18 protein-coding genes and 1 pseudogene are annotated in these 22,876 nt (G+C 40.4%); 8 read left to right on the forward strand and 11 right to left on the reverse strand.

Annotated features, from left to right (window positions below):
- Positions 1-28 precede the first annotated feature (28 nt).
- The gene (locus ABMY41_RS06310; protein ID WP_349274343.1) at positions 29-2,458 is read left to right on the forward strand and encodes an EAL domain-containing protein; all 2,430 of its coding nucleotides are present in this window, start codon (positions 29-31) and stop codon (positions 2,456-2,458) included.
- Here ABMY41_RS06310 and ABMY41_RS06315 read toward each other — a convergent pair.
- Positions 2,433-2,897 carry a thioredoxin gene (locus tag ABMY41_RS06315; RefSeq protein ID WP_349274344.1) on the reverse strand — a complete coding sequence of 155 codons (465 nt, stop codon included), beginning with the start codon at positions 2,895-2,897 and terminating at the stop codon, positions 2,433-2,435. The genes ABMY41_RS06310 and ABMY41_RS06315 overlap by 26 nt on opposite strands.
- 156 nt (positions 2,898-3,053) lie before the next feature.
- Between ABMY41_RS06315 and ABMY41_RS06320 the strand changes: the two genes are divergently transcribed.
- The 3 genes from ABMY41_RS06320 (at position 3,054) to ABMY41_RS06330 (ending at position 6,114) form a co-directional block, all read left to right on the forward strand.
- Positions 3,054-3,620: a DUF3365 domain-containing protein gene (locus tag ABMY41_RS06320; RefSeq protein WP_349274345.1), complete on the forward strand. Its 567-nt coding sequence runs from the start codon at positions 3,054-3,056 to the stop codon at positions 3,618-3,620.
- 44 nt (positions 3,621-3,664) lie between these two features.
- Complete coding sequence (locus ABMY41_RS06325; RefSeq protein ID WP_349274346.1) at positions 3,665-5,686, forward strand: diguanylate cyclase; 2,022 nt, start codon at positions 3,665-3,667, stop codon at positions 5,684-5,686.
- Positions 5,687-5,778: 92 nt separating this feature from the next.
- Positions 5,779-6,114, forward strand: coding sequence for a zinc ribbon domain-containing protein YjdM (locus ABMY41_RS06330; RefSeq protein WP_251601332.1), 336 nt, complete (start codon positions 5,779-5,781; stop codon positions 6,112-6,114).
- Between the two features lie 67 nt (positions 6,115-6,181).
- On the opposite strand, the gene ABMY41_RS06335 is transcribed toward ABMY41_RS06330, so the two are convergent.
- The 8 genes and pseudogenes from ABMY41_RS06335 to ABMY41_RS06370 all read right to left on the reverse strand — a co-directional run bounded on the left by ABMY41_RS06335 (position 6,182) and on the right by ABMY41_RS06370 (position 13,626).
- Positions 6,182-6,586, reverse strand: coding sequence for a hypothetical protein (locus ABMY41_RS06335; RefSeq protein ID WP_349274347.1), 405 nt, complete (start codon positions 6,584-6,586; stop codon positions 6,182-6,184).
- Between the two features lie 271 nt (positions 6,587-6,857).
- Positions 6,858-8,066, reverse strand: coding sequence for an organoarsenical effux MFS transporter ArsJ (gene arsJ, locus ABMY41_RS06340; protein ID WP_349274348.1), 1,209 nt, complete (start codon positions 8,064-8,066; stop codon positions 6,858-6,860).
- 5 nt (positions 8,067-8,071) lie between these two features.
- A complete protein-coding gene (locus tag ABMY41_RS06345; RefSeq protein ID WP_349274349.1) occupies positions 8,072-9,082 on the reverse strand; it encodes an ArsJ-associated glyceraldehyde-3-phosphate dehydrogenase in 1,011 nt (336 codons plus the stop codon).
- 2 nt (positions 9,083-9,084) lie between these two features.
- Positions 9,085-9,585: a dual specificity protein phosphatase family protein gene (locus tag ABMY41_RS06350; RefSeq protein WP_349274350.1), complete on the reverse strand. Its 501-nt coding sequence runs from the start codon at positions 9,583-9,585 to the stop codon at positions 9,085-9,087.
- A 13-nt stretch (positions 9,586-9,598) separates the two neighbouring features.
- Positions 9,599-10,621, reverse strand: a complete 1,023-nt coding sequence (gene arsB / locus ABMY41_RS06355) for an ACR3 family arsenite efflux transporter (RefSeq protein ID WP_349274351.1) — start codon at positions 10,619-10,621, stop codon at positions 9,599-9,601.
- 9 nt (positions 10,622-10,630) lie between these two features.
- Complete coding sequence (locus tag ABMY41_RS06360) at positions 10,631-11,395, reverse strand: metalloregulator ArsR/SmtB family transcription factor (protein WP_289097305.1); 765 nt, start codon at positions 11,393-11,395, stop codon at positions 10,631-10,633.
- A 145-nt stretch (positions 11,396-11,540) separates the two neighbouring features.
- Positions 11,541-12,686, reverse strand: a pseudogene (locus ABMY41_RS06365) (serine hydrolase domain-containing protein).
- A gap of 130 nt (positions 12,687-12,816) precedes the next feature.
- Positions 12,817-13,626 (reverse strand): sulfite exporter TauE/SafE family protein, encoded by an 810-nt coding sequence (locus tag ABMY41_RS06370; RefSeq protein ID WP_349274352.1) that lies wholly within the window; start codon positions 13,624-13,626, stop codon positions 12,817-12,819.
- A 373-nt stretch (positions 13,627-13,999) separates the two neighbouring features.
- On the opposite strand from ABMY41_RS06370, the gene ABMY41_RS06375 reads away from it, so the two are divergent.
- Both ABMY41_RS06375 and ABMY41_RS06380 read left to right on the forward strand, forming a co-directional pair.
- Complete coding sequence (locus ABMY41_RS06375; RefSeq protein ID WP_175082914.1) at positions 14,000-14,977, forward strand: DUF1852 domain-containing protein; 978 nt, start codon at positions 14,000-14,002, stop codon at positions 14,975-14,977.
- A gap of 11 nt (positions 14,978-14,988) precedes the next feature.
- Complete coding sequence (locus ABMY41_RS06380; protein WP_289097310.1) at positions 14,989-16,029, forward strand: methionine synthase; 1,041 nt, start codon at positions 14,989-14,991, stop codon at positions 16,027-16,029.
- Positions 16,030-16,228: 199 nt separating this feature from the next.
- On the opposite strand, the gene ABMY41_RS06385 is transcribed toward ABMY41_RS06380, so the two are convergent.
- The gene (locus ABMY41_RS06385; protein WP_199527479.1) at positions 16,229-16,642 is read right to left on the reverse strand and encodes a VOC family protein; all 414 of its coding nucleotides are present in this window, start codon (positions 16,640-16,642) and stop codon (positions 16,229-16,231) included.
- A gap of 493 nt (positions 16,643-17,135) precedes the next feature.
- Between ABMY41_RS06385 and ABMY41_RS06390 the strand changes: the two genes are divergently transcribed.
- Together ABMY41_RS06390 and ABMY41_RS06395 are read left to right on the forward strand one after the other, a co-directional pair.
- Complete coding sequence (locus tag ABMY41_RS06390; protein WP_349274353.1) at positions 17,136-20,894, forward strand: TonB-dependent receptor; 3,759 nt, start codon at positions 17,136-17,138, stop codon at positions 20,892-20,894.
- 345 nt (positions 20,895-21,239) lie between these two features.
- A complete protein-coding gene (locus ABMY41_RS06395; protein WP_289097317.1) occupies positions 21,240-21,575 on the forward strand; it encodes a hypothetical protein in 336 nt (111 codons plus the stop codon).
- 440 nt (positions 21,576-22,015) lie between these two features.
- Here the strand turns inward: ABMY41_RS06395 and ABMY41_RS06400 are convergent, their stop codons facing one another.
- Positions 22,016-22,837: a hypothetical protein gene (locus tag ABMY41_RS06400; protein ID WP_349274354.1), complete on the reverse strand. Its 822-nt coding sequence runs from the start codon at positions 22,835-22,837 to the stop codon at positions 22,016-22,018.
- Positions 22,838-22,876 lie beyond the last annotated feature (39 nt).

The raw sequence follows: 22,876 nt of genomic DNA on the forward strand, positions 1-22,876 counted from the left end.
CTGCTTGTTTTCGGCGATCGCACTAAAAGTGTTTTACGATAGACAAGAAATGCATGAGATTGAGCTAAGTGCAGCACTTAACAGTTACAGCAATAAACTTGAAAAAGCCCTCGATAACGCACTCCTTGGTCCTTACCTTGTTCGCGCCGCGATGCGTGACTTTACATACACACAAACTGAATTCGAAACCCTTGCCACTGAGATATTAACTCATAGTGATGGTAGCCAAACTATTCAACTCGCACCAAAAGGGGTTATTCAATACAGCTACCCGCTAACCAGTCACGAGAGTGTGATTGGTGTCGATTTATTCAAGATGCAAAGCATTCAAGCGTCATTACAAACAGCGATTGATACGCAAAAAATGCGAATCGATGGACCTAAAGAGTTGGCTCAAGGTGGTCAAGGCTTAGTCGCTCGATTACCAATTTTTGATCAAAATGAGTTTTGGGGGTTTGCAATCGCGGTGCTGCGCTTTCCAGAATTTATTGCAAATTTGAGCCCTGAGAGCACCTCCCCCTCTCACCTCTATGAGGTTTGGCAAAAAACAGCGAATAACTACGCGCCGCTTTTAAATAACCACCGTTTTGAGCAAAGCCACTGGTCGACCTACAATCTCGATGTTGAAAATCAGCAATGGGTTGTGGGTATTAAAGACGAGTTTGCTTATCGAGCGCATGTTGAATTTTTAGTATTACTACTCATAGCTCTGTTACTTTCATCGGTTAGCTGCTATTTGATTACGATTACTTGTCGGTTACGTGAGCATGAGCAAAACCTCGAAAAACTTGTGCAAAAGCAAACCTTAGAGCTGTCTGAACAGGCACTTGAATTAAAACAAGCTCAGTCACTCAGTGGCGTAGGCAGTTGGCATCTGTCGCCTGATAAAAGCATTAGGCAACTATCATCACAAGCTAAATCGCTATTCAAAGAACAAAGCAAAGCGCAATCAATTACTGATGTCTGTGAAAAAATCGATAGCTTTTATAAAAATTCGTTTTTAAATTTTATTCATACTAAGCCTAGTAGCCCAACTGAAATTGAGTACACGATTAAACTCAATGGAGAAAAACGCTGGTTTCATGAACACGCTGAATGGAACCCTAAAACAAACACCTTGGTTGGTACGATTAAAGACATAAGTACTGAAAAACAACGCCAACATGATCTTTACCAGCAAGCACATTTTGACTCGATCACCGGCCTTGCCAATCGCCATTACAGCGAAAAATATATCGCTAGCTTATGCCCTGAAGACCAGTACAGTAGCGGCCTTACTTTATTGTGTGCCGAGATCAAAGGCTATCGTCAATTAGAAGATATTTACGGTCAAGATTACTTAAATGAACTACAGACAACGATAGCTAACCGGCTAATTGAATTTTCTGACTTACATCAAGCGTTTTGCGCTCATATAAAACCTGGCTGTTTTTTAATATTACTAAAAGAAGCCATTTTTGATGAAAAACTCGCCGCCCTATTAGATAAATTACAGCATCAGGTCGGCGGTATTATTGAAACCGCTGGTAGCGCTCATTTTTACCACTTATACATTGGCGTGGGTTATCCACACTTACAAAACATCGATGCGGCTGAGCAAATCAATACAGCTCTCATTGCGATGAATGAATGCCCCCGTACACAAAAACCATTTACTGTTTATAGTCAATCTCTGAAAGAGAAGCTTATTGCACAAAGTAACCTCGAAAGTGATCTACGTCATGCGCTTGCGGCCAACGAACAGCTAAGTATGGTGTATCAGCCAATTGTAAACACTATAGATGGCACACTGATTGGCTGTGAAGCGCTTGTACGTTGGCAGCACCCTGTTCGAGGGTTTGTGTCACCAGTGGAGTTTATTACTATCGCTGAGCAATCAGAGCTCATTAATTTATTATCTCGTTGGATTGTTGCTAAGGTTGCTGAAGATTGCCACCGCATGGTTGAAAATAACATTCGTATTAAAGTGTCGATCAATCTCTCACGTAAACAGTTCTCTGATGTGCATTTAGTTAAACGACTGAGTAAAGAAAAAGCTAAGCTATTTCCGGCTAATCAAAAAATTAATCTTGAGATCACCGAATCCGCCCTATTTCAAAATACCCAATACGCCATAAACCTAATGCATGAACTTAAATTAGCAGGTTTTAATTTATCACTTGATGACTTTGGAACGGGTTATTCATCACTATCGTCAATTCAGCAGTTTCCGCTAGATAACGTTAAGATTGACCGTGCCTTTATCTGTAATTGCGTGGATAACCCACGAGATGGTTTATTTTTACAAACGATGAGTGATTTAGCCCATCAACTTGATTTAACGATTACCGCAGAAGGGGTCGAAAGCTCAGAGCAATGGCAATTGGTGAGTGATAAAGGCATTGATTATATTCAAGGTTACTTAATTTCAATGCCTTTATCTATTGATGATTTTATAGCGTTTGACCCGGTTGCGTAAGATCCACAGCCAAGCTTTGTTTTGGCTTTTCGATCATACGGGAAAGCTCTTTTTCGCCATCAAGGACAATAATGGTTGGTGTATACATTAAGTCATACTGTTTTGCTAACCCTGCAGGATCTAGCTTGTCGTAGCCAACGGCCACTAATTTAAGTGAGCCTAACTGTACTTTCGCAGTATCGAGAAGTTTTAAAAATCGAGGCACTTCACGTTTTGAGTCATGACACCAAGTGCCCAAGAACACCAAAACTTGCTTACCTTGCAGTGCTTTTATCGTGGTTAACTCTTCTTCACTCGGTGTGTATTCATCGTACTCTTCACTAAATGCAGCGTAGTCTTTAAGTAAGTCATCACGACTTATCTCTCCACTGTATGGAGCGGTGTCTGCAAATGTTAGGGCAGAAAATAACAAAGCGGCGATATAAATTAGTTTTTTCATTTTTTTTGTTCTCAAGATATTTTCTTCACCTTAACCAATTTAGCAACAACACTCCAGCAGGCTTTGTGCAAAGAATCGTTATTTTTTGCAGGTTAAATTGGCATGTATAGTAAAAACAAACTACTATATTAGATATATCTAATATAAGGTTTTACTATGTTTTCCCTCAGAACAATTGTGATTTGTACTGTGTTACTTTCACCTAGTCTTTATGCCGAAACAAACTCAGCGACTCTAGAAACTCAAGCAGCTGAGCGAGCAACTGAATTTGCCACGACGCTTAAATCAGCATTGGCTGCTGCAATCAAACAAGGTGGTTTAGTTGAAGGAATTAACGTGTGCAAAATGCAAGCCCCAGCTATTAGCGATAGCTTATCAACTGATGGTTGGACTGTAGCACGTAAAAGCACTAAAAACCGTAATCCAAATAATCAACCCGATGAATGGGAAGCTGAAAAAATCGCCCAGCTACTTGATATGATCAGAAATACAGAAAGCATCGACAATGTGACTTTTTCAACCAATAAAGATGGTCAATTTCGCTTTGCTAAAGCGATAAAAGTCGCGCCAGTTTGCCTCAATTGTCATGGCCAAACAATTGCGCCAGAAGTAAAACAAGCACTCAACGAACATTACCCAAATGATTTAGCTACAGGCTATCGGCTTGGTGATCTAAGAGGAATATTCTCTATTACCAAAACGCTCGAAACCACTGAAAAATAAAATAGTACTTCAAAACAATAAAAGACTAACAAAGCAGTAAGCCAATGAAGTTAACCTTTAAAAGCAAAGTATTTTTAGCATTAAGTATTGCGATTTTAATCATCGACATTTGCTACATTTTGCTTAATTACACACTAGAAAAAGAAACACTCAACAAAAACCTAATAAACCAAGGCGAAAACCTCGAATCAAGTTATCAATTACTAATGTCGCAAGAGCAGGAAACCATGCTTGCCATTGCGACCTTTGTAGCAAACGATCCTGAAGTTGCAGAACTCTTTTATCAAGGTAAGCAAGCTATTGAACAAGAGGGTGGAGGCAAAGGAAAAGAACGCGCCGCCGCAATTCGCAAACAGCTATTCAATAAAGTCGCACCTGCTTGGCAAGAAGTACAAAATAGCTTTTCAGCCCGCCAGCTACATTTTCATTTAGGGCCCGGCTCTACCAGCTTTTTACGAGTGCACAATGATAAAAAATATGGCGACACCATGCATGATATTCGACATATTATTGTTGATGCTAACCGCGATAAACACGCTCTTTCAGGGTTAGAAACGGGTCGAATTTACTCCGGTATCCGCGGTGTAGTGCCCGTCTACTTCACCGATAAAATTAATCAACAGCGTATTCATGTAGGCTCATTAGAAGTCGGCACATCATTTGATTCACTGCTCGATACGCTCGACAATGAGTTTGATTTAGGTATTGCGGTATTATTTACAGCTAAACATATCGATAACTTACTTTGGGAAGATGCCAAAGCAAAACGTTTTGGCAGCAAACTGAATCAATGCAACTGCTATTTAGAAGCTATTTCCAGAGATAATGCAACCGACTTTATTACCTCAATAACCAGCGAAACTGTATATAACCAAACAACTGTAAAGCAAAGTGAAATAGCCGGTAAGCATTATGCGATTACCTATATTCCTGTACGCGATTATCTCGGGCACAAAGATCCAAGTCAGCCTGATATTGGTAACATCGTACTTTGGCGCAATATTGATGAGCAAATAAATGCCTTCAACGAATCCATGACTTACAACATTGCTTACGGAATTATTGGTTTTCTCTTGCTAGAAATACTTATTTATTTTGCTGTAAAACTCGCCGTGCGCTCACTAGAAAATGAAGTAAAGCATCAAGCAAACAAACTTTTAAAAAACAGCTGGGAGTTAAACCTTGCTGACAAGATAATCGAAAACCTGCGCGAAGGTATTATTATTACTGATGAAGATGCTGCCATCGTTCGAATAAACCAAGCCGTTGCTGATATCACAGGCTATAAAAAAGATGAGTTACTAGGTCAAAACCCAAATATATTAAGTTCTAACACCCAGCCGAATGAGTTTTATGAGTCTATGTGGCAACAACTAGATGATAAAGGCTATTGGCAAGGAGAAATTTGGAACCGCAGAAAAGACGGTGAGTTCTTCGCTGAGTCACTCACAATCACAGCCGTAAAAGACGAAAGTGCACAAGTTCGCAACTATGTTTCGGTATTTTCTGATGTAACACAGCAAGCCAAACAGCGCCAACATTTAGAAAAAGCAGCATTTTTCGATACCTTGACTGGGTTACCCAATCGTATGTTACTTGCCGATAGATTAGCCCAGGCAATTGAATTGGCAAAACGCAACAACAACTTAGTTGCTTGCGTATTTATAGACCTAGATAAATTTAAACCGGTTAATGACAGTTATGGTCATCAAGCTGGCGATCACCTTTTAGTGACCTTAGCCGCTCGTATGAGCACAATACTTCGTAAACAAGACACCCTAGCACGAATTGGCGGTGATGAGTTTGTTGCTGTGATTGGCAATCTCACAGAGCAAGAAGCTTGTTTAACCTTAATTGAACGATTAAACGCTGAAATTTTAAATTCGGTAAAATACCAAGACGACATGCTATGCGTATCAGCGAGCATTGGTATTTCATTTTATGACCCGATGCATGACATATCAGCTGAAACTTTGCAAAAACAAGCCGACAAAGCGATGTATAAAGCAAAAGAGCTGGGTCGTAATGGCTATCAAATTTTTACTGATAGCATGATGGATAACTAAATAAACGATGCGATCTCTTGTTCAACTTGGGGCTCGCATAGTTTACTCTTAGCCATTAAAATACCCTTTTAAAATCAACCATGGTGCCATTTATGTCTTTTCCTCCTTGCCCACAATGTAACTCTGAATACGTGTATGAAGATCAACACAATTTAGTATGCCCAGAATGCGCTCATGAGTGGGATCCTAATGCGGTTGATACCGATGATGTGATCAATGTGAAAGATGCTAACGGCACTTTATTAGCTGATGGCGACAAAGTGACTGTTGCGAAAGATTTAAAAATTAAAGGCAGCTCACAAGTGATTAAAATAGGCACCAAAGCTGTGGTCCGCCGCGTGTTAGATAAGAAAGACCACGAATTAGACTGTAAAGTTGATGGCGTTGGTGAAATGATGGTAACCGCTAAATTTGTTAAAAAAGCCTGATAGCATTATCAAAATTGTTATATATTGCTGTGAATAATTACACAGCAATTTCAATAAGCTAACTTTTTTAATAGCCAAACTTTTCAACAACAATCCCTGTTACTTCACAATGTTCGCAGCTCAACTGCCAGCCAGCAGCCCATGTGGTTGCGCTAATATCTCCTTTGCAAAGCGGGCAAACTTCGCCAGCAAAGGTACTGGGAGTAATATCTTTAGCTTGCTTAGAAAACGGTCTTAAAAACCAAAGAATATTATCATCGATACTGATGGTTAGATCGTGGCGTAACGTCTCACAATATGCATTAAACACTGCTTGTTTGTACTGTTTTTCGTGCTCAGCAGATTGACTGGCATAAACACTCAAAGCGTTTTCGATGTCTTTAAGACGCTCGGGCCATGCTTGTGCGTCTATATTCGCTTTGCAATCTAGCAGCTCATCAAGAGTGTAACTTGCATAGTTTGGTTCAATCATAATTGCCATCCTTGCTTTGGGTTATTAATTCTTTGGGTATTCAGTTTTTTGAATACAATGTACCATTTTCCTTTATTTGCAACAGCCATTGCTCAAATAAATTATGAGGATACTGAACATTACCAAATTACAAAGGCATTTTTAAACAACCCACAGCCAATGCTCGAAGAGCTTTTCAAGCCTGAAGGTGACTGATTTTATTATTTCTGATGCTATGCATGAACAAAGGTAAGCAAGAAGGCTTACCTTTGTAGGGCGTGTTTAGATTTAACTAAATTTGTTTTGGTAATTTAGTCGAAATAAGAGCGGTAATAACAATAAATAACAGTGATATAGCCAAACAGGCTGCTAAGCCATACACCTGAAACACTAAGCCCGACAACACAGTACCAATTAAGCGTCCCATGGCATTGGCCATATAATAAAACCCGACATCGAGTGATACGCCATCAGCATCAGCCATGCTAACAATTAAGTAACTGTGCAAAGATGAGTTAATCGCGAAGACCACGCCGAACAACATCAGTCCGCCTATCAGCATTGGTTTTACTGCCCAGTCAAAACCAATAGCAAAAGCAATTGCTAAGGTGACTAAAGCAAGCAAGGATGCCCACTTAACTGTTTCTGCGCTTGGTGATGTTTGCTTATTAAGCTTAATGATTTTAGGTGCAAAAGATTGCACTATCCCATAACCAATGATCCAGCTAGCTAAGAAGGCCCCCACGGTCCAATGATCCCAACCAAAAGCTTGTGATAAAAACACCGGAAGTGCAACTACAAACCAAACATCACGCGCACCAAACAAAAACAACCTCGCGGCTGACAAGATATTGATTGAACTACTTTTTGAAAATATTTCGTTAAACTTAGGCTTGTTTTTAGCTTTGCCTAAATCATTTTTAAGTGCATAAATACTAAAACACCACACCACCAGCAAAGCGGTAGCCATGGTTAGCATTGCGCCTTTAAACGACATTAATGTCAGTAGTAAGCCACCTAAAAAGAAGCCCACACCTTTTAAGGCGTTTTTAGAGCCTGTTAGTATCGCTACCCATTTAAACAAGGTGCCTTCTTGGCCACTGGCAACCAGCATTTTGATTGAGCTTTTAGCGCTCATTTTATTGAGATCTTTGGCAATCCCAGACAGCGCCTGCGCTAACATCACATAGGCAACACTCAGCCATTCAGGAGGGACTGCCAGCATAAACAAGACTGCAACCTGTATAGCAAGGCCAATGTTCATAGTTTTATTTAAACCAAGCCTTGCGCCTAAATAGCCGCCCACTAAGTTAGTGACAACACCAAAAATCTCATAAAACAAAAACAGCATGGCAATACTCAAAGGCGAGTAGCCAAGCGCATGAAAATGCAGTACCACCAACATTCTCAATGCGCCATCTGTAAGCGTAAATGCCCAGTAATTCCCGGTGACAATTAAGTACTGCTTTATATCAGCGGGAAGATTAGCCAAACGCGTCATTGCTTTTAACCTTGTAGTGATCGCGCAACTTTACGGGCAAGTTCGGCGGTGCGGTTTGCATAACCCCATTCGTTATCGTACCAAACATACAGCTTAACTTGAGTCTCGTTCACAACCATGGTTGATAACGCATCAACAATGCTTGAGCGTGGGTCGGTTTTGTAATCGATAGAAACAAGTGGCTTTTCTTCATAGCCCAAAATGCCTTTTAGCTCGCCCTCTGCGGCTTCTTGCATCCATTGGTTAATTTGCTCAGCGGTGGTTGGCTTTTCAACTTCAAACACACAGTCTGTGATTGATGCATTTGCTAAAGGCACACGAACCGCGTGGCCATTTAATTTGCCTTTAAGTTCAGGGAAAATATGTGTAATTGCTGTTGCAGAGCCCGTTGTAGTTGGAATTAAGCTCATGCCACATGCGCGAGCACGGCGTAAGTCTTTATGGGGCGCATCTAAAATAGTTTGCGTATTAGTGATATCGTGAATAGTGGTCATTGAACCATGTTTGATACCAATTTTTTCTTGCAGAACTTTAACCACAGGCGCTAAACAGTTGGTAGTGCACGATGCTGCTGTAACAATATCATGCTGATTTACATCGTATAAATTATCGTTTACACCCATAACAACGTTCAGCACACCGTCTTCTTTTACAGGGGCAGTGACAACAACTTTCTTCACACCTTGATCAAGATAGGCTTGCAGTAACTCGGTTTTTTTCATCACACCAGAGGCTTCAATAACGATATCGCAACCAGACCAATCAGTGTCTGCAATCGTTTTATTTTGCGTAACGTTAATTTCGTGGCCATCGATGATCACAGCATTGTCGTTACTTTCAACCTCATGAGGCCAAATACCGTGCACCGAATCATACTTTAGTAAGTGAGCCAATGTAGCTGCATCACCCGCAGGATCATTAATATGCACAAACTCAATGTCGTCCCATGCAAACGCTGCTCTTAGTGATAAACGACCCATGCGGCCAAAACCATTAATGCCTACTTTAATTGCCATTGTTAAGCTCCTACTTTTTGAAAATTGTCGAAAAATGAACGTTGTACTGGGTTATGCAACGATTTAGGGCGAATAGCCTGCACTTGATTAACTATGTCATTTTTAGCATAGCCAAGCTCATGCATTAATAAACCAATAACTAAGCCTGTACGGCCTGAGCCGCCTTTACAGTGCACAGCCACGCTACCACCGCTTTTTATGATGGCAAGAATCTCGTTAAGGTGTTTGTTGAAAGCTAAACTAAACGCTTCGCTTGGCGCGTCATCATCAACAATAGGTAATTGAAACCAGCTAAGACCGGCTTGCTCACATTCGATTGCAAGCTGCTGCGCCCCATTTTTAACAAGCTCTTCATCGTACATCAGAGTAATAATTGCTTTTGCACCTGCCGCTTTTAGATCAGCAACAGACTGTGATAAGCCAACGCCTTTTGTGCCAGGGCAAGGAGTAAAAATAAATGCCCCAGTTTCTAGCTGTAAAATATCAAATGGATGTGATTGCATTATGATTCCCCAATTACTCTTTAAACCAATGTGTTGTTTTATTAACGATTGCAACCAACGACAGCATTACAGGTACTTCGACCAACACCCCAACAACGGTTGCTAATGCTGCGCCCGAGTGCAAACCAAATAATGAAATAGCCACTGCGACCGCTAACTCAAAAAAGTTAGAGGTACCAATTAAACATGCTGGCCCTGCAATGTTGTGCTTAAGCCTAAGCTTTAACGCAATGAAATAAGTGATTGCAAAAATACCGTAGGTTTGCAAAACAAGCGGGATGGCAATCAGTACAATGTTAAGCGGTTGGGCTAAAATCGTGTTCGCCTGAAACCCAAACAGCAAGACTACTGTGGCCAGTAAACCAATAACTGAGTAAGGTTTAATTTTCTCTAAAAATGACTGCACAGCAGCCTCATTTTGTGCTGAATTATTAAGAGCTTTTCGTGTTAAGACCCCGGCAACGAGTGGCAGCAATACATACAGCACAACCGAAATCATCAGTGTAAGCCAAGGCACATGAATATCAGATACACCCAGCAGTAAACCCGCAATTGGTGCAAAAGCAAAAATCATAATGATGTCGTTCACAGACACTTGCACTAAGGTATAATTTGCATCGCCTTTAGTCAGTTGTGACCACACAAACACCATTGCAGTACAAGGTGCAACACCAAGCAAAATCATCCCAGCAATATATTCTTGCGCCGTTTCAGGGCTAACGAAATCAGCAAATAACCCTTCAAAAAATAGCCAACCTAATACGGCCATTGAAAACGGTTTGATAAGCCAGTTAATGATTAAAGTGAGCATCAGCCCTTTAGGGTTTTTACCGACTTCTTTGATTGTTGAAAAATCAACTTGCACCATCATCGGGTAGATCATTACCCAAATAAACAGTGCAACAACAATGTTTACATGCGCCACTTCGGCTTTGGCTATTAACTCAAATAAAGGCGGAAACATCACCCCAAGCGTCACACCGATGGCGATAGCAGCAGCAACCCATACAGATAAATATCGTTCAAAAACACCCATTTTTAGTCCTTAATTGCAGCAACGAGCAACACGGGTTGGGCGATCATCTCCCATCGCATTTAGCCTTGCTAACTCGTTTTCTATGAAATTTGGTTCGTTTACCACGGTCGAGGTAATTGTTTGTTTCATCCACATAGGTAGAGTCGGGTTTAAAGAATAAAACACCCACTGCTGGTGTTTTCTATCCGACAAAATGCCCTGTTTTTTAAGTTGCGCTAAATGCCTTGAAACCTTTGGCTGGCTCTGCTCATTAAGTGCTGTCATTAGTTCGCATACGCAAACCTCTTGCTCAACGGCGATAAGCAATAAGCTTTTTAAGCGAATATCATCTGCAAGCGCTTTATAAAATGTGGTTGGCGAAATCGATGCTGGTTTTTCTTTGTTATGGGATTGCACAAACTGTTTGATTCGCTCATTGAGCTCTTGCAAGGTTTTTTCAAAGGCGTGGGGTTCAGGACGCGTTTTAGGATCGATAAAATCCCATGCAAGGCAATGGCTGCCATCGACGCGATTGGCGCATTCTTTGACAGCGTCATCACATAAGGTTATGACGTAATCAAAATTCAGGTTAGTTACATCGTTTAAGTGCTTTGAGTGTAAGTCATCGGTTTTTAAACCAAAATGCTCAATCGCCGCAAGCGTACGAGGGTCTACCGCATAAGGTTCAGTACCTGCACTAAACACCTCAAACTCACCTTTACCATGATGTTTAAGCAACGCCTCAGCCATAATTGAACGGGCTGAATTTTCTGTACATAAAAAGAGAACTTTCACGACTCACTCCATAACAATTTGGTTATATAATATTTTTGTTATATGAAGTACGCAAGTCATTTATCTTCTATAATGACTTAGCTAAAGTTGAACTAAGAAAGGATCTGGCGCATCTGTGCGCCAGTTTAGATTTTGGCGTGTTTATTTAGAGCGCTGATTTTGCTTGTAAAATTAAATAGTCACTCATCACTTTTTCAAGCTGGGCGTAGTCTTTTTGCTGAGTAACAGCCCCTGCTACCACTACCTGCGTTGTTGGTTCATACATCACCAAAGTGCCCCAAAAGCCACCATGTTGATAAACCAAGGTGCCGTTATAGTCTTTTGCAAATACACCTAAACGATAAGGGCTATCTGCAGGTAAGCCTTTATCCGAGAGCATGAGTTTGAGCGTTTCCGGATATTTGAAGACCTTACCTGAAAATAAAGCCTGATAAAATTTAGCCATACCGATTGGGCTGGCAACAAGCCCACCGCCACCATATAAATCGACAGTTGGGCTCCAATTAAAAGTATCGGTGCCATGCAAGTATTGATGTACGCGTCGAGACTCATCCACAGCAACCGTATCACCCCGTTCCCAGACCACATTTTCGATATGATTTTTATCGAAACTTAAGTATTAGCGAACCGCTTCAGGTAGCGGTAAATCTGTCACTCTTTCAATAATATGGCCGAGTAACACATAACCGGTATCTGAATATGAAAAACGCTCACCAGGTTTACCAACTGGGTCGCCCCACTCTACACACCCTTTAATTTGCTCGCGCATCGTAATATCTTGCTGCGGATTTGCCATTATGCCAGCTAAATACTGATCGCTTTGGCCGTGATCGTATAACCCTGCCGTGTGACTCAGCACTTGCTTAAGCGTCATTTTATCAAGGGCATAACCATCGCTTTCAAGAAGCGCATAAAAGTCATCAGAAATTAACTTATCGAGCGTTGTATCAAGGCTTAGATTTCCTTCCTCGTGCAAACGTAGCACCGTTGCCGCAGTAAAGGTTTTGGTGACACTGGCAATTCTAAATAAACTATTTGGGTTAATAACTTGCGGCGCATTTTCTTTACTTTGCTTTGCCGTTGAAAAAGCATGTCCATCATCAACAATCACATGAAGTGCAAAACCTGTAAGGGGAGCTTGTTGGTTTGCATTGAGAACTTGGCTCATTAAAGCATGGTGAGTTTCGAGTGGCTTTGTAGGCTCAGCAGTCACTGGCAAAGCCATTAGCGATAGAGCAACAAATAAAGAGCTTAGTGTTTTTTTACTCGCTTGAAAGCACCAGCGTTCCATAACATTTTCCTTAAAAAAATAGTCCTTAATTAGCGCCTACAGCTTTCGAAAAAAGGCAGTTGAGCAGCCTAAAAACTGCATAACTGACATTAACAAACGACTTTCGTGTTGTCGAATTAATAAGTTAACACTATTTAGCTAGCATATTTACAGCCATAATAACCAACAGCCCCGCAAAGATCTTTTTGATGGTGGAGACAGGTAAATGATGCGTTGCTTTTGCACCTAATGGTGCGCTAAACCACGAAGTACACACAATGCCAAACAAGGCAGGCAAATAAACAAAACCAGCAAAGCCTTCTTTTAATGTAAAGTACTGGCTGCCCGAACTGATGTAACCCACTGAGCCAAATAGCGCAATGACAATACCGCAGGCCGAAGCACAGCCAATGGCTTTTTTCATATCAACCGAGAAAAACGTCAGTAACGGCACAAGTACCGCACCACCGCCAATGCCTATCATGGCAGAAAGCCCCCCTGTGATGCTTGTATAAAATGTTAAAAGGCCTTTATTAGGTAGCGAGCGTGTTGATTGGCTATCGTTTTTACTGCTGAAAATCATTTTTAATGCAATAAGCACCACACTCACAGCAAACACTATTCGCACCACATTTGCAGGCAATAGCGAAGCCAAAAAGCCACTGATAAGAGCGCCTAGTGCAACCCCTGTCATAACCCACGGAGCCAATTGCCAAGGCACATTATCATTTTTATGGTGAGCGATAGCTGATGACGTAGATGTAAAAAGAATTGAGGCAAGCGATGTAGCAATCGCCACCAGCACCACTTGCTCAGCAGGTAACACCTGAAAGTGCAGCAAGATCATGCTTAAAATGGGCACAATTACTAGGCCTCCACCAATTCCTAATAGCCCCGCTAAAAAGCCAACCCCGCTACCAAGTATGGCGCAAGCAATAATAAGCACGATTAATTCATTCATTATATTTGTCTGTGTTGTTGGTTTAGGGAGACGAGTATAACAACAATAAAGTACGGGGTTGCTCTCAAAAGCCCTGTTAAGTAGTGAATATTACTCACGTTTTATATGAAATTACTGCAACTCCAATAAACCAATTTAGAAATCCAGACGTCTAAATCAACTTTGAAGCATTTTTTACTATCCCTTCCTAAATGTTTTACTAAAACAGCAAATATTCATGAATCTGCCTCATGTTTTACCTGAAATAAAAACGTTTTTCTTCATGATACTGAGCACGTATAAATAGATACCAAGCCACCTCAAGGTTAATGACCTAGCGATTTAAGGAAGGTGAGCCGCAATCATTTATCTCAGGACTTTTGGATACATTGCCATGAACAACGATTTCAGATTTACAATTAAAAGCATTTGCCTCGACGAAAATTATCATCCGTCAAAAAGCACACGACTTACCACAAACTTTGCAAACCTAGCTCGCGGTGAAAGTCGCCAGCAGAATTTGCGTAATGCATTAAAAATGATTGATAGCCGCTTTAATGCGCTAGCAAACTGGGATAACCCGCAAGGCGACCGCTACTCAGTAGAGCTTGAGATCATCTCAGTTGATCTAGAAATTGCACATAGCACAGAGGCATTCCCGTCAATTGAAGTGCTAAAAACGAATATCATTGATCACCAAACTAATGAACGTATCGAAGGTATTGTTGGTAATAACTTTTCATCTTACGTGCGTGATTATGATTTTAGTGTTCTGTTGCTTGATCATAATAAAGCAAAAAGCGAATTCAGCATTCCCGAAAACTTTGGTGACTTACACGGCAAACTCTTTAAATACTTTATTGATTCAGAAACTTACAAACAGCACTTTAAAAAACCACCGGTTATTTGTTTAAGCGTGTCTGATAACAAAACGTACCACCGTACAGAAAATCAACATCCAATTTTAGGTGCTGAGTACCAACCAAATGAGTCGTCATTAACCGAGCAATACTTTAAAAAAATGGGCTTGCAGGTACGCTATTTTATGCCACCAAACACAGTTGCTCCGCTGGCGTTTTATTTCTTTGGTGACTTGCTGAACGATTACACCAACTTAGAGTTGATCAGCACGATTAGCACCATGGAAACATTCCAGAAAATCTATCGTCCAGAAATTTATAATGCCAATGCCGTGGCGGGTAGTTGCTATCAACCAAATTTAAGAAACGCCGATCACTCGATCACGCAAATTGTCTACGACCGTGAAGAGCGCAGCCAACTTGCGATTGCACAAGGCAAATTTACTGAGCAGCACTTTATTAAGCCTTATCAATCAGTACTTGAAAAATGGTCTGCCAACTACGCAATTTAATGAGAGTAAAAATGAGAAAGTTATTACCCACATCGACAGCTGGCAGCTTACCAAAACCTGCTTGGCTTGCTGAGCCTGAAACCTTATGGTCGCCTTGGAAATTGCAAGGCGCAGAGCTTATCGACGGCAAACAAGACGCGCTGCGTGTTGCCTTACAAGAGCAACAACAAGCTGGCGTTGATATCGTGAGCGACGGCGAGCAAACCCGCCAGCACTTTGTAACGACCTTTATCGAACACTTAAATGGCGTTGATTTTGAGAACCGTAAAACAGTGACCATTCGTAATCGCTACGAAGCCAGTGTACCAAGTGTGATTGGCCCGGTGTCACGCAGCAAACCCGTGTTTGTTGAAGACGCCAAGTTTTTACGTTCGCAAACCAAGCAACCTATAAAATGGGCGTTGCCAGGGCCTATGACCATGATCGACACCTTGTATGACGCCCACTATCAAAGCCGTGAACAACTGGCGTGGGAATTTGCCAAAATCCTCAATCAAGAAGCGAAAGAGCTCGAAGCTGCAGGTGTTGATATTATTCAATTTGATGAGCCTGCGTTTAATGTGTTCTTCGATGATGTTAATGACTGGGGCATTAAGTGCCTAGAAAGAGCAATCGAAGGCTTAAAGTGCGAAACCGCCGTGCACATTTGCTACGGCTATGGAATAAAAGCAAACACTGATTGGAAACAAACACTAGGCAATGAATGGCGTCAATACGAAGAAGTATTCCCAAAACTTCAAAAGTCGAATATCGATATTATTTCACTTGAGTGCCACAACTCTCGCGTACCTATTGAACTATTAGCACTCATAAGCGGCAAAAAAGTGATGGTTGGTGCCATTGATGTAGCAAGCAATGAAATCGAAACCCCTGATGAGGTAGCACAGACATTACGCGAAGCCCTGAAATATGTTGATGCCGATAAGCTTTATCCATGCACAAATTGCGGTATGGCGCCCCTCCCTCGCCAGATAGCAAGCGCCAAGCTCAATGCGCTAAGTAAAGGCGCAGAGATTGTGAGGGGGGAGGTTTTAGGGGCTAGGAGTAGTTAGCAAGTTTCTAGGGGAAAGGGGAAAGTTGCGAGGTCCGAGGTACGAGGTTCGCGTCTACATCCCCCTGTCGCCATAAATGACGAGCTACATTGTAGGTCGGGCTTTAGCCCGTCAGATTTTAAATTTGGAATAGAGCCGGATTATACGTAAGCGTGAAACGTGTTTGGCGCGCCCGAGAATTTAACCCCTAGCGCCATTGTTAACCTTTAGGGTGTTTAAGCTCAAGTAAGTCCCATTTATTGCCGTATAAATCTTGAAACACCACTACGGTGCCGTAAGGCTCTTCTCTTGGTGATTCATTAAATACAACACCTTTACTTTTCATGCTGTTGTAATCACGCCAAAAATCATTGCTGTGTAAGAACAAAAATACTCGGCCACCGGTTTGATTACCAACAGCGTGCATTTGCTGTTGATTACTGGCTTTTGCAAGTAGCAGGTGTGTACCGTTAGAACCCGGTGGCGAGACTAAAACCCACCGTTTTCCCTCGCCTAAATCGGTATCTTCAATCAATGTAAATTGTAATTTTTCGGTGTAGAAGGCTATGGCTTCATCGTAATCATTTACCACCAGTGCAACACTGCCGATGTGTTGCTTTATCTCATTTTTCATTACAAAACCTTACTGCATAAAACCCATTTGGATTATCAGTGTGCCTATTAACGAAAAACAAAACAACTGATTAAGTGAATGACAGTTTAAAGCCGCAGCACAGCAATATCAGAGGATAAAAAAAAGAAAATAAAGAATAAAATATTCAAAGTAAGGACAGCAAAAAATCTCAACCAATTGTTTTAATTGATTATGCATATATACATACCAGAAAAACCACCTCTTTCCCAAAAAGAAAAAACTCAATTAAATACAAAAAGTTAAAGGTTTTTAGGTACAAAACAAAAGGAAATCCAAAAACACCAAATAAATAATAAAATATTCTTGATTTGTTCTATGTTTGTACTATTTTAATTTAAGCAGCGACTGTATAGGTGTTGTATTTCGGTCACTGGTAATTAAAAAGTAAGATCCTTTAAGGGTCTTAGTTTCGCTATTAATGCTCAGTAACAACGAGTCAGATTAAAATAATAACAAATTTGAAAGGTGCAAAATGAAAGCTCTTCGCTTATCTAAAATGACCATTGCGGTTCAGTCAGCAATGCTATTGACTGCAAGTATGTCAATGCCAACCTTTTCACAAGAGGTGAAAAAGGACTTACCCACAAATAAAAATTCAGAAAAAAATCTCAAAGATGAAGAAATCGAAGTTATTCAAGTAACTGGTATTCGCTCATCTTTGCGTGAGAACTTGAATAACAAACGATATTCAGATGTTATTGTTGATTCTATTAATACAGAAGATATTGCCAAAAACCCTGATAAAAATATGGCTGAAGCTTTGCAACGTGTGGCTGGGGTACAAATTGAGCGACAATTTGGTGAAGGCTCTAAAGTGTCTATTCGTGGCACGTCACCCGAACTAACCAATACCCTAGTTAATGGTCAATCAGCCAAATCAGCATCCTATTTACCAGGCCAATCAGAAAGTAATGCCTTTGATTTTTCAAATATTCCAGCAGAGCGTGTTTCTAAAATTGAAGTCCATAAATCAGCCCGTGCCGACCTTGATGCCGGTGGTATTGGCGGCACCGTCATATTACATACTAAAAAACCTTTGGAACAAGAAGATGGCTATGGGTATTTTAATGTTGAATCAGAGTATAACGACTCTTCAAAGAAGTATTCACCACAAGTATCAACAGCCTATAACTTTGTCTCTGAAAATAAAAAATTTGGCGCTTCAATTAGCGTAAGTCATCAACAACGCAAGGCATTTCGTACCGGTTTTGAATCAGATGGTATTGCTGGTAATGAAGGCGCGATCAGCACAGGCTTTGCACAAACAGATGCAATAGAGTGTCCAACAGAAGCATGTGCCAGCAGCGATATCAATCTGCGCCATATGAATAATCATGCCCTAATCATTACACGTCACATGGCGTTAAATGGTTATACCTACGGTGACTTAGAAGCAGTCGCAAATAATGGTGCTTATTGGCCAACAGAAGATCCCAGTAACTCTGGTGTATGGAACAACTATACACAAAATTGGGGGCAACTAGATGAAGTGATAGACCCAACTTATATTGACCCAGTATGGGGGCTTTTTTGGGGTAGCAGAAGAGAAGCAGGGTTAGGTCAAACTCCTGCTAGAACATTAGGTAACATGGTCTACGCGCCAGCTTTCTCAACCGATGAAAGCCGCCTAGATACAACTTTAAACTTTCAATGGGCACCTATTGATAACTTAAGTTTAAACCTAGAGATAAATCAGAATAAATCTGATCGAGATAATAAAAATGACAATTTATACGCTCAACCACACCGTATTGTGCAACTGCTGTATAGCAACGAAGTGCCTGGGATAGATCCTCGACTCGTGATGGATCCTGAACGCGATATTGTTTTATCAGCAACCTACCCTATTGATGGCACAAATTTAGTTCGCGGTGCAGGCATGGTCTGGGATGGTAACAACTATTACGATGGCGATATCCGATGGGGTGAAATGATCCGTCGTGACTCAAACGATAGAAGTGGCACCGAAACTGAACAAAATCGCTACCATCTTACTGTTGATCTTGAACACAATGACTTTGTAATGAAGTTTCAAGCTGGTCACACAGAAGCAGAGAGTACCGTACTCGATCGTGGAACCACACTTGCCAGTCGTTATGGGGATTACGAAACGCTTTACTCAGGTGACGATGCATCTTTAAAAATCCCAACTTATGAAGGGGTCAATTTAGGGTATGGATATAACCCCGATACCGGCAAAGTATATTGGGGGCTTGAGGCTGACCCATCACTAACAGGGCAAGCGCTTATCGATGCACAACAGCGCGCTAAAAACTTCTTGCTTGCGCCTACTAACGAGTTTTATTTACTAACAGGTGGCTTAAATAACTCTGCTCGCTACCGTGAAAACACCGAAGATTTTCTGCAAGGAGATATTACGTGGTCTTTCGAGAGTGACTTTTATATTGATAGCATCAAATTTGGCGCTAAGTATCGCGATATAGAACGTACACAGCGCTACTATACAGAAGGAGCGCGTTTTCATGGCTATGCAAATGAATCAAGTGATTTCCCTCTCATTCTGGCAGAGCAAATTGTAGGTGGTACGGTATCTGGCTTAGACTCTGCGGGTCATGATATACCAAATGAATATTTTGATATCGACCAAGCAAAACGTGACTCGTTGCTGAATGATCACTTTTTATTACTCAATTCAGAAGGCACACCGAATGAAGGTGCTTGTATAGATGCAATCGCAAACTCAGCAAACCCTGAAAACTATTATGGCTGTCGTTCTGGTTTAACTGAATCGGCAGGATCAGCCTATAAAGTAACTGAAGAATTACTAGCCTATTATGCAATGGCAAACTTCAGTGGTGAAAAATTCAGAGGTAATGTAGGTATTCGCGTAGTCGACACACAACGAGAATCTGTCGGTAATGAAGTGGCAAAAGATGAAAATGGTCAGCTTCTTTCATACCCTATTGATGAAACCGATCCAAATTATGTCGCGGGTCTTGCTGGTTTTAATCAGTATTCGCCGCTTGTGCAAAAAAGTAGTACTAAAGACTATTTACCAAGTTTTAATATTGTTTATGACCTTGCTGACGATCTTGTTCTAAGAGCCGCCGCGTCAAAGAATATTTCTCATCCGAGCCTTACTCAGCTCAGAAGTAACTTTAGCTTAGTAACCGAACGCTACCGATTCTACACTGACGGTAGACAGCAAGATTTAACCCCAAATGGAGATGCTGAGCGCCTACCAATGGATTCGCAGCGCCGAGGATCGGTTGGTAATCCAAACTTAGGTTCATATTCATCAGTCAACTCTGAAGTAGGCGTAGAGTGGTACTTTGCTGAGTCATCTATTTTTGCCATTACAGCCTTTCAAAAAGATATTAAAGATATGGTGCGATCATCATCTCAAGTTCAAGACTTAAGTTACCTAGGGGATGAAGGGAAAACAGATGATAACGGTTACTCAATATACGGAGACTACGTTGTTAGTTCTTACTTCAATACAGGTGAGCAAAAAGTAAAAGGGCTTGAATTTCAGTTACAACATGATTTCGGTAATGGTTTTGGTAGCTTAATTAATTACACTTATACAGATGTGCCGGATCAAAAGTTCAACACCTCAACCTTTTCATATGAAATCGCTGATATGACTGATACAGAAACTCATTTGAGTGATCCGTCTCAACGTGAATACTTTGAAGTCACTGGGTTTAATACTCAAACAGTTAGCCAAACAGAACCTATGTTTGGACAGTCACAAGACACCCTCAATGCATCTATTTATTTTGAAAATGACACTTTTTCGGCACGGTTGTCATATAACTATCGAAGTGAATTCGCCAATGCCAGCTTTACAGACGGTATTCGTTACACTGATGCGCGCGAACAACTCGACTTCAAAGCGACCTATCAAATCCTAGACAATTTAGTAGCAAGCTTTGCAGTAACAAACTTAACCAATGAAAATGTTGTGCAATACATAAAAACATCACAAATTGTTAATGACCCAGTTATTAATAAAATGAAATGGATCGACGAAATTGGTGAAGACGGTGTCGCAACAGGCAATCGCGTTGTCGCTAAAGATGAAAATGGCAACAATATTGTTGAGTCTTCTGTCTCAGGAGAAGAGGCCTTTGCCATTTTATCGCAAGCAAGTGGTATTCCTGTTGAAGAGTTAAAACCTTATTACCAAAATCATTTAGATAAGATATTTGTTAATGAGTGGACTAATGGTCGTCGCTACTACTTAGGCATAAACTGGACCTTTTAGCGATTATTTTTCTATTAAGTGGTTATTAAAATAGCCACTTAATAGTTTACATCTAGCCTTCGCACCTCATTTACAGCAACTCGATTAAAGTAACTACTCAATACTTGTTAATCATCTGCAAAATAAACAAACCTGCTCTAACGCCCGACTATCAATCTAACTTTTAAAAAAGAAATTCTTTAAGCAAATAACCCACTACTAAAAACTTAAGCCATTATTTAGCAATACTTATTTTCTAAATCCTCAACAAAACAATAATAAAGAAGTAAGCCCAACTGGATAGCCTAGCATCTTTTTGCTAAATTCATTTGAACCATGGAGTGGGATTTAGTTAAAGGAACAACAATGAACGAATTTGATATTTTCATTAAAAATATTGTTTTAAATTGCATACGTGAGCAAGGTAGCTGCAGTGATCTTCATGAAGAAGATGAACAACTAACTTTCTATGTGAACATAAACAGCAGCGATAATTTATGCTCCCAGAAACAGTTTAAAATAACTTACCCAATTAGTTACTCAATTGAGTCTGCACTTAGATACGAAATCGATTTACTTAGATACCTAGATTCAGGTGAAATAAGAACCCCTTTTACATCAGATATTATTGAAGTACTAAAATCAGAGCTTGAGTATTTTGTATCAAGCAGTAAACCGCAGGGTGAGTACCATATTTGTTGATACCTGAGTGATAGCCTGATGAAAAAAGTTTTATCTGGCTGTTACTAATCAAGTTACGGCCATAAATTTGGAAACACAAAATGCTTTCTTGCTGTAGCAGTGACGTGGAACACTTTTATTGTATACACGCAATTAAATGGCAAGCTCTTCATTAATCTAGCCAAACATTGCCGGTTTGATGTGTCCAAAATATAGATGCTTTGCCATCACTACGCTGATAAAAATGCTTTACCTTTATCAGATGACTAACTTTTGAAATGACCTTTATATTGCCTTGAACAAACGCAATTACTCGTTGCTGTATTTTAAGTTTGCTGGTTCTTCCTACTAAAGACTGCTAAGTGAAACTTTTCAACACAAAACTATGGGGCTTTGGTTTGTTATTTTCAGACAACCCCATTGTTTACTCCATTGATAACTGTTTGTTGATAAAACTTGGTTTAATTAGTTTGATAATAAAAACTTGTCTTGGAGAGTGGTTTGACTATTTCATACTCAAGGCCTAAAGCATTCCAATCGCCTTCCCTAGGTATACTATATTTATCTAAAAGGACCACTCCCCAATGATTATCACTAAGGCCACCGAAAATCACATTGACGCTGTCATACTCATCTTTTGTAATAGCTGCAACCTTATACTCAACCATTAAATTTCTGAGTTCTTGTGTATCAACTGATAGCTCCATCAAGTTTGGCTCTGCATCAGGGCTTAGAATTTTATAATCGGCAGAGGGTACAAACCCAGCATATCTTGATGGTGTATAGCTTATTAATTGGGTGGGAGAATAAAAAGTATTGTTAACACGGTACACGTGCGGCGCAGATTGCTGTACAAGTTTTAAAGTTTGGCTATTTTTAAATGCCAAAATCTCAGCCTCCGATACATCTAAAAATGACCGAATTAACTTAAGTCTTTGTTCAGTACACTTTTCTTTTTTACAAATAACTAAATTTGGAAGTTTTGTTCCAACTTGCTCTTTAACATTTAAAAACTGGCTACCAAGCACACCTAAGTTAAAGTTAGTGAACGCTTGCTTATCTTTGTCATTTTTAAATTTAGTGGCATGAATATCAAAGATGCTAAACGGATAAAAAGAGGGTAAATAGGCTAGCTCTACATCGGTTTGCGGCATCATTTCGTCCATATGCTTTAAAACCGCGCGATACTCTTGCTCTATCTCATCATTAAAATAGTCTGGCCTTTCAGCCAGTGCTGAAACAGAAAATAACAAAGCACTACAAAGTAATATTTTGTTTAACATGAAAAAATACATCCTTTTAATTAAAACTATTTAAAGTAA

The organism is Pseudoalteromonas sp. BZA4, assembly GCF_040104395.1.
In the GTDB taxonomy this organism is placed as follows: Bacteria; Pseudomonadota; Gammaproteobacteria; order Enterobacterales; family Alteromonadaceae; genus Pseudoalteromonas.